This window comes from Marinobacterium rhizophilum DSM 18822 (assembly GCF_000378045.1).
Classification (GTDB): domain Bacteria; phylum Pseudomonadota; class Gammaproteobacteria; order Pseudomonadales; family Balneatricaceae; genus Marinobacterium_A; species Marinobacterium_A rhizophilum.
Map to the genome: position 1 here is coordinate 103807 of NZ_KB899095.1, position 13386 is coordinate 117192.

At 53.2% G+C, this 13386-nt stretch carries 9 protein-coding genes; 3 read left to right on the top strand and 6 right to left on the bottom strand.

The window, feature by feature from the left end:
- Nucleotides 1–40: 40 nt before the first annotated feature.
- The 3 genes from F451_RS0109425 to secB all read left to right on the top strand — a co-directional run bounded on the left by F451_RS0109425 (nt 41) and on the right by secB (nt 1303).
- Nucleotides 41–454: a rhodanese-like domain-containing protein gene (locus tag F451_RS0109425; protein ID WP_020681118.1), complete on the top strand. Its 414-nt coding sequence runs from the start codon at nt 41–43 to the stop codon at nt 452–454.
- Between the two features lie 5 nt (nt 455–459).
- Nucleotides 460–711, top strand: coding sequence for a glutaredoxin 3 (grxC, locus tag F451_RS0109430; protein WP_020681119.1), 252 nt, complete (start codon nt 460–462; stop codon nt 709–711).
- Nucleotides 712–811: 100 nt separating this feature from the next.
- Nucleotides 812–1303 (top strand): protein-export chaperone SecB, encoded by a 492-nt coding sequence (gene secB / locus F451_RS0109435; RefSeq protein ID WP_020681120.1) that lies wholly within the window; start codon nt 812–814, stop codon nt 1301–1303.
- A gap of 223 nt (nt 1304–1526) precedes the next feature.
- On the opposite strand, the gene F451_RS0109440 is transcribed toward secB, so the two are convergent.
- From F451_RS0109440 to glgB, 6 genes are read right to left on the bottom strand one after another with little or no spacing between them, the layout of a single operon-like run.
- A complete protein-coding gene (locus F451_RS0109440) occupies nt 1527–3089 on the bottom strand; it encodes a glycogen synthase (protein ID WP_020681121.1) in 1563 nt (520 codons plus the stop codon).
- A gap of 15 nt (nt 3090–3104) precedes the next feature.
- Nucleotides 3105–4739: an alpha-D-glucose phosphate-specific phosphoglucomutase gene (locus F451_RS0109445; protein ID WP_026291635.1), complete on the bottom strand. Its 1635-nt coding sequence runs from the start codon at nt 4737–4739 to the stop codon at nt 3105–3107.
- A 24-nt stretch (nt 4740–4763) separates the two neighbouring features.
- Complete coding sequence (gene glgC, locus F451_RS0109450) at nt 4764–6032, bottom strand: glucose-1-phosphate adenylyltransferase (protein WP_020681123.1); 1269 nt, start codon at nt 6030–6032, stop codon at nt 4764–4766.
- 60 nt (nt 6033–6092) lie between these two features.
- Nucleotides 6093–8582 carry a glycogen/starch/alpha-glucan phosphorylase gene (locus F451_RS0109455; RefSeq protein WP_026291636.1) on the bottom strand — a complete coding sequence of 830 codons (2490 nt, stop codon included), beginning with the start codon at nt 8580–8582 and terminating at the stop codon, nt 6093–6095.
- 13 nt (nt 8583–8595) lie between these two features.
- Nucleotides 8596–10707 (bottom strand): glycogen debranching protein GlgX, encoded by a 2112-nt coding sequence (gene glgX / locus F451_RS0109460; protein WP_240476462.1) that lies wholly within the window; start codon nt 10705–10707, stop codon nt 8596–8598.
- Nucleotides 10708–10727: 20 nt separating this feature from the next.
- Nucleotides 10728–12959 (bottom strand): 1,4-alpha-glucan branching protein GlgB, encoded by a 2232-nt coding sequence (gene glgB / locus F451_RS0109465; protein WP_020681126.1) that lies wholly within the window; start codon nt 12957–12959, stop codon nt 10728–10730.
- Nucleotides 12960–13386: the final 427 nt, after the last annotated feature.

Here is a 13386-nt window from a genome sequence, read left to right on the forward strand (position 1 = left end):
CACGCATTTGCGAAACCAGGCGTAGTTAACGGAATTCACGATGGAAAACCTGTTCGAATTTGTTGCCAATCATCCCTACCTGATCGCTGCCTGGGTACTGTCCCTGGCCATGCTGCTCTGGAACGAAAGCCGCAAGTCCGGCACCTCTGTGACGCCTACCCAGGCGGTCACGCTGATCAACAAGCAGGACGCTGTTGTCATCGACATCCGTGCCAAGAAAGAATGGGCCACAGGGCACATCACTGATGCGATCAACCTGCCCATCGCCGACCTGGACACCCGTATGGCGGAGCTGAACAAGTACAAGTCGCGGCCGATCATCGTCGTGTGTAACCTGGGCCAGACCGCAAGCAGTGCTACCAAGAAGCTGACCGCGGCTGGCTTTGAGCATGTGACCCGCCTCAGCGGCGGCATGACCGAATGGAAAGGCCAGAACCTGCCGGTAATCAAGTGAGCACCATGAACGATATTTTGATCTACACAACCGCCTGGTGCCCATTCTGCATTCGCGCCAAGATGTTGCTGGATAGAAAGGGCGCGACGTACACTGAAATCAAGGTTGACGAGGAGCCGGCCAAACGCGTCGAGATGATGCAACGCAGCAATCGGCGCACGGTGCCGCAGATTTTCTTTGGCGACAGCCATATTGGCGGCTGCGACGAACTCTATTCCCTGGAGCGCCAGAGCAAGCTCGACGCGCTGCTGGCCTGAACAGCCCGGGCGGCGCACAGCCCTTCGCCGCTCAAGCATTACAATACACTGACTCTGTTTTGATGGCAGTGAACTCACTTAGACCCAAGGAGCACACAGCATGGCTGAAGAAAACGCACAGAACGGCGCACAGCAAGCAACAGGACCGCAGTTTTCGGTACAGCGGATCTACCTGAAAGACGTATCGCTGGAAGCCCCTGGCACACCGGCTGTCTTCACCTCCGCCTGGAAGCCTGAAATCAATCTGGATCTGAACACCCGGACACGTACCCTGGGTGAGAACCACTACGAAGTGATCCTGACCCTGACCGTGACGGCTAAAAACGATGGCAACAACGCCTTCCTGATCGAGATCCAGCAGGCCGGCATTTTCCAGATTGCAGGTCTGGCCGAGGCCGAACTCAATCACACCCTGGGTGCCTTCTGCCCCAACATCCTGTTTCCGTATGCTCGCGAATCTGTCGACAGCCTGGCCACTAAAGCCAGCTTCCCGGCCCTGATGCTGGCACCGGTTAACTTCGATGCATTGTACGCACAGCAGCTGCAGCAGAAAGCCGCCCAGGCTGCCGAAGGTGAAACCCAGGCCCATTAACATGGCCTGATGACTCGCAGGCTGCGCTGACGGTAACGCGGGGGCATCGCCCTAAGCAGCGACCGTACATGTGTCCTGGCACAGCAATGTGGCGTATCAAAACGAAGAGGGGGCTGTTCACGAACAGCCCCCTCTTGCGTTCTATCACCTCTTCCCCTCGAAAGCGCCTGCTCTGGTTGGTCTGGTGGCCGTTACGCTTCCTTACCAGGCACCAGGCAGAGCCTCAGGGGCGGTACAGCTGGTGCTCATAGGCTTGAGCCGCATCCGACCATAAAAACCGGGCTTGCGCGGCAGCGCTGCGAACTTCCTTCCATTTGGCCGGCTGGTTTTTCTCCAGTTCGATAACCTCCTCCAGTCGAGTAATCAGGTTTTCGGCCTGCTGCTGCAGGCTATCGCCATTGAACGAAAAGCCGTCGATACCATTCTGTACCGTATCGCGCAGCCCCCCTACCTCGTGAACAATGCACGGCTGCCCGGCACGCATCGCCAGCATCTGACTGATACCGCAGGGCTCGAATGAGCTGGGCATCAGAAAGAGGTCACCGCTACTGTAGAGATATTGGCCCAGCGATTCGGAGTAACCTTTTAAAAACAAAAAGTTACTTTTCCTGGACGCCACTCTGGTGAGAAAGTTTTCCAGCTCGGCATCGCCACTACCCAGCAGAATTAGGCGTCCCCGGTCAGCCAGCCGATCCAGCAGCACGTCCAAAACGGACTGGCCCGAGGGCAGGATTTGTCGCAGCAACAAGACCTTTTGATCGGTAATGCGCCCCACGGACGTCAGCAACAAGCCGGACTGGCGCTTGCGACTGCTGAGCCACTGCGTCAGGCGATGATAGGCGATCAGATGAGTACTTTCTGCCTGAGGCTTGGCGCCAATCCAGACTAGCAGCTCGTTCAGACACAGCTCCAGCAACCCGGGACTCGCCAAAGGCGCGGGCACTGGCACATCGTACTCGGCGCCATTGAGTATGCCTGCCAGGCGCTGCTCGGCCTCGGCCCGCTGCAGATCGCCCTCCAGGCCCTCACCCCCGAAAAAACCGCGCTCAGGGTCACTGGGCCGGACAATTTCCTTCACATAGGTGGGTGATACGGCATGTACCTTGTCGCAGAGGTTGATGCCCAGGCGCATCGGATTGACACAGTCACGGTAGCGGGGATCACAAATCTCCTCGGCGTGAAAATGTATTCCCGGATACCAGGCAGTCAGAGAAGAGCTGTCATTGGCAAACGGGCGGATGCCCTGAAGCGCAATGTTGTGAATACTGAAGACCGTGCGTATCCCGGCCAGCACACCGTATTCAGGATGAAAACGCCGCAGGAATGCCACCATCGCGGCATGCCAGTCATGCAGATGGATCACATCGAGCGTGCCAAAAATGCCATCCTTGATCGCCTGGGCCGCGGCCAGTGAGAACAATGCAAATTTAGTGGCGTCCGTTGCGAAGGGCCGATTGGACGGATCATCACAGTAAATTTTCCCGGCACCGCCGGCCCCGAAGAGCGGGTGTTCCAGTACCCACTGGGTCACGCCCGCAACCGGCGATTTGGCCGCAACCTGGAAAACGCCCACCATTTCCTCCTGGCCGGCAAAGTGGACTTTCACCGCACCGATAACACGCGCACCGGGCTGCCGAGAAAAAAACTGATAGCCGGGGATAAGCACGTTAACCTGATGATCAAACTCGGCCAGGGCAGCGGGAATGTCTCGAACCACATCCCCGATGCCACCCACCTTGCCTTTGTCCAGGGCATCGTTTTCCGCTGCCACCATCAATATGTTCATACCGATATCCGCCTGTCAGGTAATGACATCTGGAGCCTTGCGACCCGTACTCGCTTGAATACCCGCAATCTGATCCGCGGCCTCTATCAGACCCGCCAGGGCCTTTTGCGGATCCTGCCCGATCAAGGCCGGATCTTGCTGGTAACAGTCAAAATACACCCGCAGTGTTGCACCCGAGGTACCCGTACCTGACAAACGCATCACAACCCGGCCACCATTCTCGAAAAACAGCCGAACCCCCTGACCTGCGCTTTCACTGCCATCGACGGGATCCCGGTAATGGAAATTGTCCGCGGACTCGACTTTCAGACCCGCAAACGCCTGCCCGGGCAGATCGGCCAGGCTATCTCCAAGGCGCTGCATCATCTGTTGTGCAGAGACGCTGTCGACACCTTCATAATCATGACGGGAGAAATAGTCCCGGCCATATTGCTGCCAGTGTTCGAGCACAATTGCACGTGCCGGCTGTGAACGTTCAGCGATGACATTCAGCCAGAACAGTACCGCCCAGAGCCCGTCCTTTTCGCGGACGTGGTCTGAACCGGTACCAAAGCTCTCCTCGCCACAGAGGGTTATTTTCCCCGCATCCATCAGGTTGCCGAAAAACTTCCACCCCGTCGGAGTTTCGAAACAGGGAATATCCAGCGCTTTGGCGACACGATCAACGGCCCGGCTGGTCGGCATCGACCTGGCGACCCCAGCGAGCCCCTGCCTGTACCCGGGCACCCGCTGAGCGTTAGCCGCCAGTACCGCCAGACTGTCGCAGGGGTTGATATAAAAACCGCTGCCCAGGACCATGTTCCGGTCTCCGTCACCGTCCGATGCCGCACCAAAGTCCATGTCATCGTCGCCGTTCATCCTGGCCACAAGTTCATGTGCATGAACCATGTTGGGATCCGGATGACCTCCGCCAAAATCCTCCAGCGGCTCGGCGTTAATCACGGTACCGGGCTTCGCCCCCAACCTGTTTTCAAGGATTTCCCTGGCGTACGGGCCCGTAATGGCATGCATTGCGTCAAAGCACATGTTGAAACGCGGATTGGACACCAGCTCAGACATTTTCGGGAAATCAAATATCGACTCCATCAATTGCGCGTAGTCGCTGACCGGATCGATAACCTGCACCCGTGTACCGGCCACCTGGGTCTCCGCGATCGTGTCCAGATCGACAGCCTCAGACTCAGTGGTCAAATAATGGTCTATTACCTTGCTCGCCTGATAAATAGCCTCGGTAACCGTTTCGGTCGCCGGGCCACCATTTTCCCCGTTGAACTTCAGACCGAAGTCTTCATCTGGTCCACCGGGGTTGTGGCTGGCCGACAGGATAATACCGCCACATGTCTTGTATTTTCGAATAACGCAGGACGCCGCCGGCGTGGACAGCAGCCCGCCCTGACCAATAACAAGCCGGCCAAAACCGCTGGCAACCGCCATGCGAACAATCACCTGAATCGCCTGACGGTTGTAATACCGACCATCCCCACCGATGACCAGCGCCTTGCCCCTGCAGTCTCCGATGGTATTGAAAATTGCCTGAACAAAATTCTCCAGGTAGCCCGGTTGCTGGAACTCCCGCACTTTCTTTCGCAGCCCCGAAGTACCAGGCTTCTGCCCGTCTATGGGCCTTGTCTCAACTCTAACTACACTCATGGCTGTTGGCTCCTGAGCCTGAATTTAGGCAAAACCTTCCACTTGACCCAACATCCCGCGGGTCACTAAAACAACACCCTTGTCTGTTACCCTGAATCCTTTTTCACGATCCTGGTCGTGATCATATCCGATGACCATGCCGTCAGGAATTTTACAGCCCCTGTCGATGATTGCCTTACGTATTTTACAGTGATTGCCAACTTCAACGCCTGGCAGCACCACCGACTCGTCAATCTCGGAATAGGAATGTATATGGACCTGGTTGAAAAGGACTGATTTTCGAATAACCGAACCCGATATTATACTTCCGCCTGCAACCATCGAATCCAGTGCCATCCCACGGCGGTCCTCAAAGTCAAACACAAACTTCGCCGGAGGCATCTGCTCCTGGTAGGTCCAGAGGGGCCAGTCGCGATCATAGATATTGAGCGGCGGCACCGTCTCAATGATTTCCATGTTCGATTGCCAAAAGGCATCCAGTGTACCGACATCACGCCAGTATGCGCGACCACCGGTCAATAGATCACGGAATGGGAATGCAATAACTTTGTGATCGTTGATAATTTTCGGGATTATGTCATTGCCAAAATCATGCGACGAATCAGGATCCGCTGCGTCCTTCATCAACTGATCAAACAGAAAGTCAGTATTGAAAACATAGTTCCCCATTGACGCCAATGTCAGCTCGTCTTGCCCAGGAATCGGAGAAGGATGGGCAGGTTTTTCTTCAAAACCGATAACCCGGTTATTTTCATCCACTTTCATTACACCAAACGCATTAGCCGCCTCTTCGACCGGCACTTCCAGGCAGGAGACGGTCATTTTTGCGCCACTTTCAACATGTTCGGCCAGCATGAGACCGTAATCCATTTTATAGATATGGTCGCCTGACAGCACCAGTACATACTTGGGCTTTACGGATCGGATAATATCCAGGTTCTGATAAATGGCATCCGCCGTACCCTGGTACCAATCTTGCGAGAAACGTTGCGAGGCTGGCAGAATCTCGACAAATTCGCCAAGCTCATTCTTGAAGTGGCTCCAGCCCCGCACCAGATGCCTGACCAGGGAATGCGCCTTGTACTGGGTCAGTACACCCACACGGCGTATGCCTGAATTCACACAGTTTGACAATGGGAAGTCAATGATTCTGTATTTTCCACCAAAATAGAGTGCCGGTTTGGCCCGCCAGTCAGTGAGTTCATAGAGCCTTGAACCACGACCACCTGCCAAAACCAGCGCAAGTGTGTCGCGGGTTATACGGCTAACATAACGCGGATTATCTTCAGCCATTCTTAATTCCTCTGTATTTCTATTGTTCTTATTCAACAGACATGTCTCTGTAACACTCGCTTACGTCTCGCTCCTATTCCATATTTGCTGGTTATATTCTCTGATCGTCCTATCGCTAGAAAAACGACCACTGGAGGCAGTGTTGAGAATACTCTGCACCGTCCAGCTGTCTCTATCCTGGTAAGCCAACGCAACTTTCTTCTGTGCTTCAACGTAACTGCGGAAATCTGCTGCAGTCATCCATGCATCATCCCGGCTGCGAATCGACGCACTCACCGCATTAAATACACCAGGCTCAAACTGATTGAAATGCCCGGATTCGACGAGATGCATGACGCGTGAAAAGTCCTTGTCAGCATTAATTATCGCGTCTGGATCGTAGCCATTTCGCGTTTCCTGTACCTGCTCTGCACTGAGGCCAAAGAGAAAGAAATTATCCTCGCCCACCGCTTCCAGAATTTCGATATTCGCACCATCCAGCGTGCCAATAGTCAGGGCTCCGTTCATCATGAATTTCATGTTCCCGGTGCCAGAGGCCTCTTTACCTGCAGTGGATACCTGCTCGGAAAGCTCCGTCGCCGGACAAATAACCTCCATGAAAGTCACTTTATAGTCGGGCAAAAATGCCATCTTCAACCAGTTTTTGCAGCGCGGATCTTTATTTACAATAGCGGCTACATTGTTGATCAGTTTGATAATGGTTTTCGCCATTGCGTACCCCGGCGCGGCCTTGCCGCCAATCAGCACGCAGCGCGGCTGCATCCCTTCAGTATCGCCTCGAGTAATGCGGTCATAAAGATGGATAACGTGAAGTACATTCAGCAGCTGACGCTTGTACTCATGAATACGTTTGACCTGCACGTCAAACAGCATCTCGGGATTAAACTGGATGCCACATTGACTCTCAACCAATTCTGAAAGTTTCACCTTGCACTGATGTTTAACATCCATCCAGCGGGAACGAAACTCCGGATCCTGCGCAAAGGGCTTAAGCTTTTCCAGATGATCAAGATCTGCTGTCCACTCATTACCGATAGCGTCAGTAATCAATGCCTTCAGACTCGGATTGCAATGGGCTAACCAGCGCCTTGGCGTCACACCGTTGGTCTTGTTGTTGAATTTTTCCGGCCACAGCTCATAAAAATCATGAAACAGACCCGCCTTCAACAGCTTCGTATGCAGCGCAGCGACACCGTTTACCGAGAAACAGCCTACAATTGCCAAGTAAGCCATCCTCACTTTAGGATTATCACCTTCCTCAATAATCGACATTCTGCGTTGCCGATCAACATCACCGGGATAAAGTTGCGCTACCTGAACCAAAAACCGAGCATTGATTTCATAAATGATATCGAGAATCCGCGGCAACAATTCCTTAAACAGAGACACCGGCCACATTTCGAGCGCTTCCGGCAGCAACGTATGGTTGGTATATGCCATTGTTTTTTGCGTGATATTCCAGGCATCATCCCACTCAAGAAGATAGTCATCCATAAGCAGACGCATTAATTCCGCGACAGCGACAGTCGGGTGAGTATCATTGAGCTGAAAACAGTTTTTCTCAGCAAAATGAGTAAAATCTTTCCCGTTACCGTTACGCTTTACCCAGCGGTGCAAGACATCCTGCAAACTGGCAGAAGAAAGGAAATACTGCTGGCGCAAACGCAATTCCTTGCCGTTCTCGCTTGCATCGTTAGGGTACAAAACCATGGTGATCTGTTCAGCAAGGTTTTTGGCAGCAACCGCATCGGTATAGCTGCCTGCATTGAACTCGTCCAGGTTAAACTCATCCGTCGCTTCCGATTTCCAAAGGCGTAACGTGTTAACCGTGCCATTCTGGTAACCCGGTACGGGAACATCGTAGGGAACGGCCAATACATCACTGGAAGAAACCCACCGCGCCCGCTGATGCCCATCCTGATCCTGGTAGTATTCAGTATGGCCAAAGAATTTTACGCAGCACGCATTTTCCGGGCTTTCAATTTCCCACGGGTTACCATTGCGCAGCCAATGATCCGGATATTCAACCTGATACCCATTCTTGATCTTCTGGTGAAACATCCCATACTCATAGCGAATACCGTAGCCAGTAACCGGAAGCTGCAAACTTGCGCAACTGTCCAGGAAGCACGCAGCGAGCCGGCCCAGGCCACCATTCCCAAGACCCGCGTCCAGTTCTTCTTCATTGATGTCTTCAAGCTCACAGGCATACTGCTGCAAGACTGTGCGCATCTGAGTTTCAAGATCCAGGTTCAGTACGGCGTTGTTTAACGCACGTCCCATCAAAAATTCCAGTGAAAGATAAGCGACACGCTTGGGGTTATCTTCCAGGTAGCGATCGCGCGTGGCTCGCCAACGCTCGACCAGCCGGTCCCGGACTGTCTGAGCGACGGCATTGTACAGGTAGTGATGCGACTCGCCGGGCTCATCTCGGCCAAGGGTCAGCCCGAAATACCTGTTCAGATCATCGCTGACACTGGATTCATCCATTCCCAAATTAATTGGCTTTGGAGTAGTCATTAATACTTTCTTGCTAGGGCGTTTGCTCATTTTAAAACACCTATTAATCATCACTAACTTGTTCAGATAAATATATACAAACGGATTGTCCTGGCCGGGAAATCAGACCACCAGCCCTAACACTATTCGAAAGATCACTTACCGCCGTCCCCGCACTGCAAGCGGTATCGATTAGCAGCTTCCAATTGTTGGAATCCGGCATGACCGGCAAGGTAAAATCGCCCAACAGTTTACCATTGTTGAATATGACCAGTATTTTCTCAGAACACTCTTCACCTTCATTTATAAAACCGGACAGGAAATAGCCAAGCAGATGATTCTCATGATCGTGCCATTTCTCATCAGGCATATTTTCGCCTTCAGAGCTAACCCAGGATATTTCCGGCATTTTTGGATTATTAGAAACGTGAACATAATTTTTGAATTGAAAAACCGAGTATTCCTTACACAGAGCGACCACTTTTCGAGTGAAGTCAAGAAGCTCGGCAGACGACTGCTCTAGCAGCGACCAGTCAATCCAGTTAATTTCATTATCCTGACAATAGGCGTTATTATTTCCGCCTTGAGTACGCCCAAGTTCATCGCCGCCCAGTAACATAGGTACTCCCTGCGACACCATCAGGGTAACGAGAAAGTTTTTCTGCTGTCTCAGACGTAAAGCATTAATTTTTTCATTATCTGTTGGGCCTTCCGTACCAAGATTATCACTGTAATTCTCGCCGTGACCATCGTTATTGTTTTCACCATTAACAAGATTGTGACGCTGGCGGTAGCTGACAAGGTCTTTAAGGGTAAAACCATCGTGACTGGTGATAAAGTTTATACTTGCACCTGGACGCCGGCCGGCGCCTTCAAAAATATCACTGGAGCCGTGCAGGCGTCGTGCGAATTCCGGCATGACCCCTGCATCGCCGCGCCAGAAGCGGCGTACGGTATCCCGGTAGCGGTCATTCCATTCGCTCCAACCCGCGGGAAATCCACCCAGCTGATATCCGCCAGGGCCGATATCCCAAGGTTCCGCAATGAGCTTAACGGTCGAGAGCAGCGGATCCTGGGCAATCGCCTGGAAAAAATTGTTATCCCGGCTAAAGCCATTCGCTGTACGCCCAAGAATGGGGGCCAGATCGAATCTGAAGCCATCAACATGCATTTCACCGGCCCAGTAACGCAGGCTATCCATTACCAGCTGCAGAACCCTGGGGTGGTTAATATTCAATACATTGCCACAGCCGGTATCGTTTATGTAATAGCGCTTATCCGCAGGCTGCAGCCTATAGTACGAAGCATTGTCGATCCCCCTGAAACTTAAGGTTGGTCCCAGATGGTCCCCTTCGCCCGTGTGGTTATAGACAACATCGATAATCACCTCGAGTCCGGCATCGTGAAAGCGGTCGACCATCTGGCGAAATTCTGCGGCAGCGTTACCCGAAAGGTAGCCGCTGTGTGGCGCGAAAAAATTCAGGGTGTTGTAGCCCCAGTAATTATGCAGTCCACGAGCCAGAAGAAAATGTTCATCAACAAAGCTCTGTACCGGCATCAGTTCGATGCTTGTGATACCCAGCGCCTTTAGATACTCAATAATCCGAGGCTGTGACATGCCCGCAAATGAACCGCGTAGCGATTCCGGCACATCCGGGTGCAGCATCGTAAAGCCACGCACATGGGCTTCATAGACAACCGTACGCTCCATCGGCACCTGCCAGGCACCCTCGGAGGGCGCTTCAAGTACCGCTGTACGCTCGGTCACGACAGACTTGGGCATCCACCTGGCGTTGTCCGTACTGTCGAATGAATAATCCTGCGATGGGTCATCCCGCACATAGGCGAAATGAGCATCGTTCCAGACAAACTGACCCTGCAGCTGCCGGGCGTAGGGGTCCACTAACAGCTTGTGGTGGTTGAAACGATGCCCAACGTGAGGATCATAAGGACCATATACCCGGTAGCCATAACAGCAACCTGGCACGACCTCTGGCAAGTATCCGTGCCAGACATCAAAGGTTTTCTCCGGCAGTGCATAGCGCGCCAGCTCACGGGTTCCGGACGGATCATACAGACACAGCTCGACCCGTTCGGCATGGGCAGAAAACAACGCGAAGTTGGTGCCGCGGCCATCGAACACCGCGCCCAGCGGATGGGCCTTACCTGGCAGCATACCCCGCGAATACCTGCTCATTAACGGTCGCCGTCCCACGTAAAGATCACCGTCGCAAGGGGCGGAACCGTGATAGACAGCGAGTAAGGCCGACCGTTACAGGGTTCCGGTTGAGCATCAACACCCCCACCGTTACCAACGTTACTGCCACCATACAGCTGGCTATCTGTATTCAGACACTCAGAATAATGACCCGCATGAGGCACGCCGACACAATACCCCGAGTGCACTTCAGGTGTGAGGTTGGTCACCACCAGCGCGACAGACTCGCCCCGAGTCCCCTTGCGTATCCATGCGTAAACGGATTGCAGATAGTTATCGGACTGTATCCACTCAAAACCTGCGCCATCGCAATCCAGCTCATGCAGCGCCGGAATGTCTTTGTAGACACGGTTAAGGTCCTGTACCAGCGTTTTTACGCCGTTGTGGCTACTTTGTTCCAGCAGATCCCAATCGAGGCTCTGGTCATGATTCCACTCCTTGCGCTGGGCAAACTCTCCCCCCATAAACAGCAATTTCTTGCCCGGATGCGCCCACATGAAACCAAAGTAGGCGCGAAGATTGGCGAACTTTTGCCAATCATCGCCGGGCATTTGTTCAATAAGGGACCCTTTGCCATGAACCACTTCATCGTGACTGAGCGGCAGTACAAATTTTTCACTGAACGCATAAACAAGACCAAAGGTCATCTGGTCATGGTGGTGCTGCCGGTAAACGGGATCCCGCCCCATATAGGACAGCGTATCGTTCATCCAGCCCATGTTCCATTTATAGTCAAAGCCCAGCCCCCCCTGCTCCACAGGCTGCGAGACCCCGGGCCAGGCCGTTGATTCTTCGGCGATCATTACCGCGCCGGGATAGTTACTCTTGACCCGGCTGTTAACGGATTTCAGGAAATCGATGGCTTCCAGGTTTTCCCGGCCACCATGAATATTGGGTATCCACTCACCATCCTTGCGGCTGTAATCCAGATAAAGCATGGATGCCACCGCATCCACTCGCAGGCCGTCAATATGAAACTCATCAAGCCAATACAGGGCGTTACTCAGCAGATAGCTGATAACTTCGGCGCGGCCATAGTTGTAAATCAGGGTGTTCCAGTCCGGATGAAAGCCTTTGCGCACGTCTTCGTGCTCGTAAAGACAGCTGCCATCAAACTTGCCCAGACCATGGGCATCAGTGGGAAAATGTCCGGGGACCCAGTCCACCAGCACGGCTATATTGTTCTGATGACAGCGATCAATCAGGTAACGCAGCTCATCGGGCGTGCCGAAACGGATGCTCGGCGCAAACATCCCGACCGGCTGATATCCCCATGAACCATCAAAGGGATACTCACTGATGGGCATCAGCTGAATGTGCGTAAAGCCCATTTCCACAACATAGGGAATCAGCTCGTCCGCCAGTTCCCGGTAGCTGAGATAGCGATTGCCTTCCTCTGGCTTGCGCCGCCAGGATGCTGCGTGCACTTCATAAACGGCGATGGGCTTGTCAGGCTTTTGCAGCAACTCACGCTTGGCCAGCCACTGCTGATCCTCCCAGGCATAGCTGGACTCATACACCACTCGGGAGGCGGTCTCCGGCGGGTGCTGCATGGACCTGGCATAAGGATCCGACTTCAGCGGCAACAGATTGCCTTCCCCATCAACAATTTCGTACTTGTAGTGGGCAAAGTTCGCCACCGACGGCACAAAAATTTCCCAGATACCCGATGCCGGATGTTTGCGCATCACATGGCGACGACCATCCCAGTGATTGAACTCACCGACCACAGACACGCGCTGTGCCGACGGCGCCCAAAGCACAAATAAGATCCCGTCGACACCATCAATGGTGCGCTGATGCGCCCCCATCCACTTGTAGGTACGTTCCTGGGTTCCCTCTCCATACAGGTACACATCATCATCGCTGAGCGCCGACGAGAACCGATAGGGATCTTCCACTTCCAGCTCGGCATTTGCAAAGCGCGTTTTCAACCGATAATCAAAGCGATTTTTACGTCTGGGCATAACGGACTCGAACAACCCGTCCTCGCTTATCTGCACCATCTTTGCAATGACGCGGCCGTTCTTGCAGTCGATGACCGATACATCCAGCGCACCGGGCAGAAAGGCGCGAAGCACCAGGCCTTTGCCCGACGCATTCCGATGAAGTCCAAGCACGGAAAAAATATCCGTAAATTTACCACCTATAATGGCACTAATTTGCGACTCATCAAGAGTCGACTGGTCAGCCAGAACAGTCTTACTCACTGAAAAACTCCTGATTTAGCAGTTCCGGATGCATAGAAACACTCATCGCAAATCCGCATTATATAAAGACGCGAGTCTGAATCGCTTCAGGCTGCGGATGCACCTATCAGCATGAATAGCGTCACTCTCGACACTGCGCTGAGCATCAACACCGCCAAATCGCGACCTGCAGACCTAAAAACGTCCGATAACCATAGCCCAAGAAAAATACTTAGGCATCCATTCCTGGCCGGTCAGTGGTCAAACATAGACAGCAAGTATTCGCATATCCTGCGCTGCCGGCCCCAGCAGTCGGCCACCACCGCCCCCCTCAGCACGTCGTCGGCCGACATGCCAGAATCGCAATATCTAGCATTACCGGAGCACCGACGTGCCCGCAACAAACCTGCGAGTCAATATGTAGTAAATTAACCTAAATAAAGGCATT

Excerpts from the sequence above, each read along its gene's own strand:
- glgC (WP_020681123.1), bottom strand. The coding sequence starts at position 6,032 with ATGGCTGAAGATAATCCGCGTTATGTTAGCCGTATAACCCGCGACACA.
- F451_RS0109425 (WP_020681118.1), top strand. The coding sequence starts at position 41 with ATGGAAAACCTGTTCGAATTTGTTGCCAATCATCCCTACCTGATCGCT.
- secB (WP_020681120.1), top strand. The coding sequence starts at position 812 with ATGGCTGAAGAAAACGCACAGAACGGCGCACAGCAAGCAACAGGACCG.
- F451_RS0109440 (WP_020681121.1), bottom strand. The coding sequence starts at position 3,089 with ATGAACATATTGATGGTGGCAGCGGAAAACGATGCCCTGGACAAAGGC.
- F451_RS0109445 (WP_026291635.1), bottom strand. The coding sequence starts at position 4,739 with ATGAGTGTAGTTAGAGTTGAGACAAGGCCCATAGACGGGCAGAAGCCT.
- grxC (WP_020681119.1), top strand. The coding sequence starts at position 460 with ATGAACGATATTTTGATCTACACAACCGCCTGGTGCCCATTCTGCATT.
- F451_RS0109455 (WP_026291636.1), bottom strand. The coding sequence starts at position 8,582 with ATGAGCAAACGCCCTAGCAAGAAAGTATTAATGACTACTCCAAAGCCA.
- glgX (WP_240476462.1), bottom strand. The coding sequence starts at position 10,707 with ATGCTGCCAGGTAAGGCCCATCCGCTGGGCGCGGTGTTCGATGGCCGC.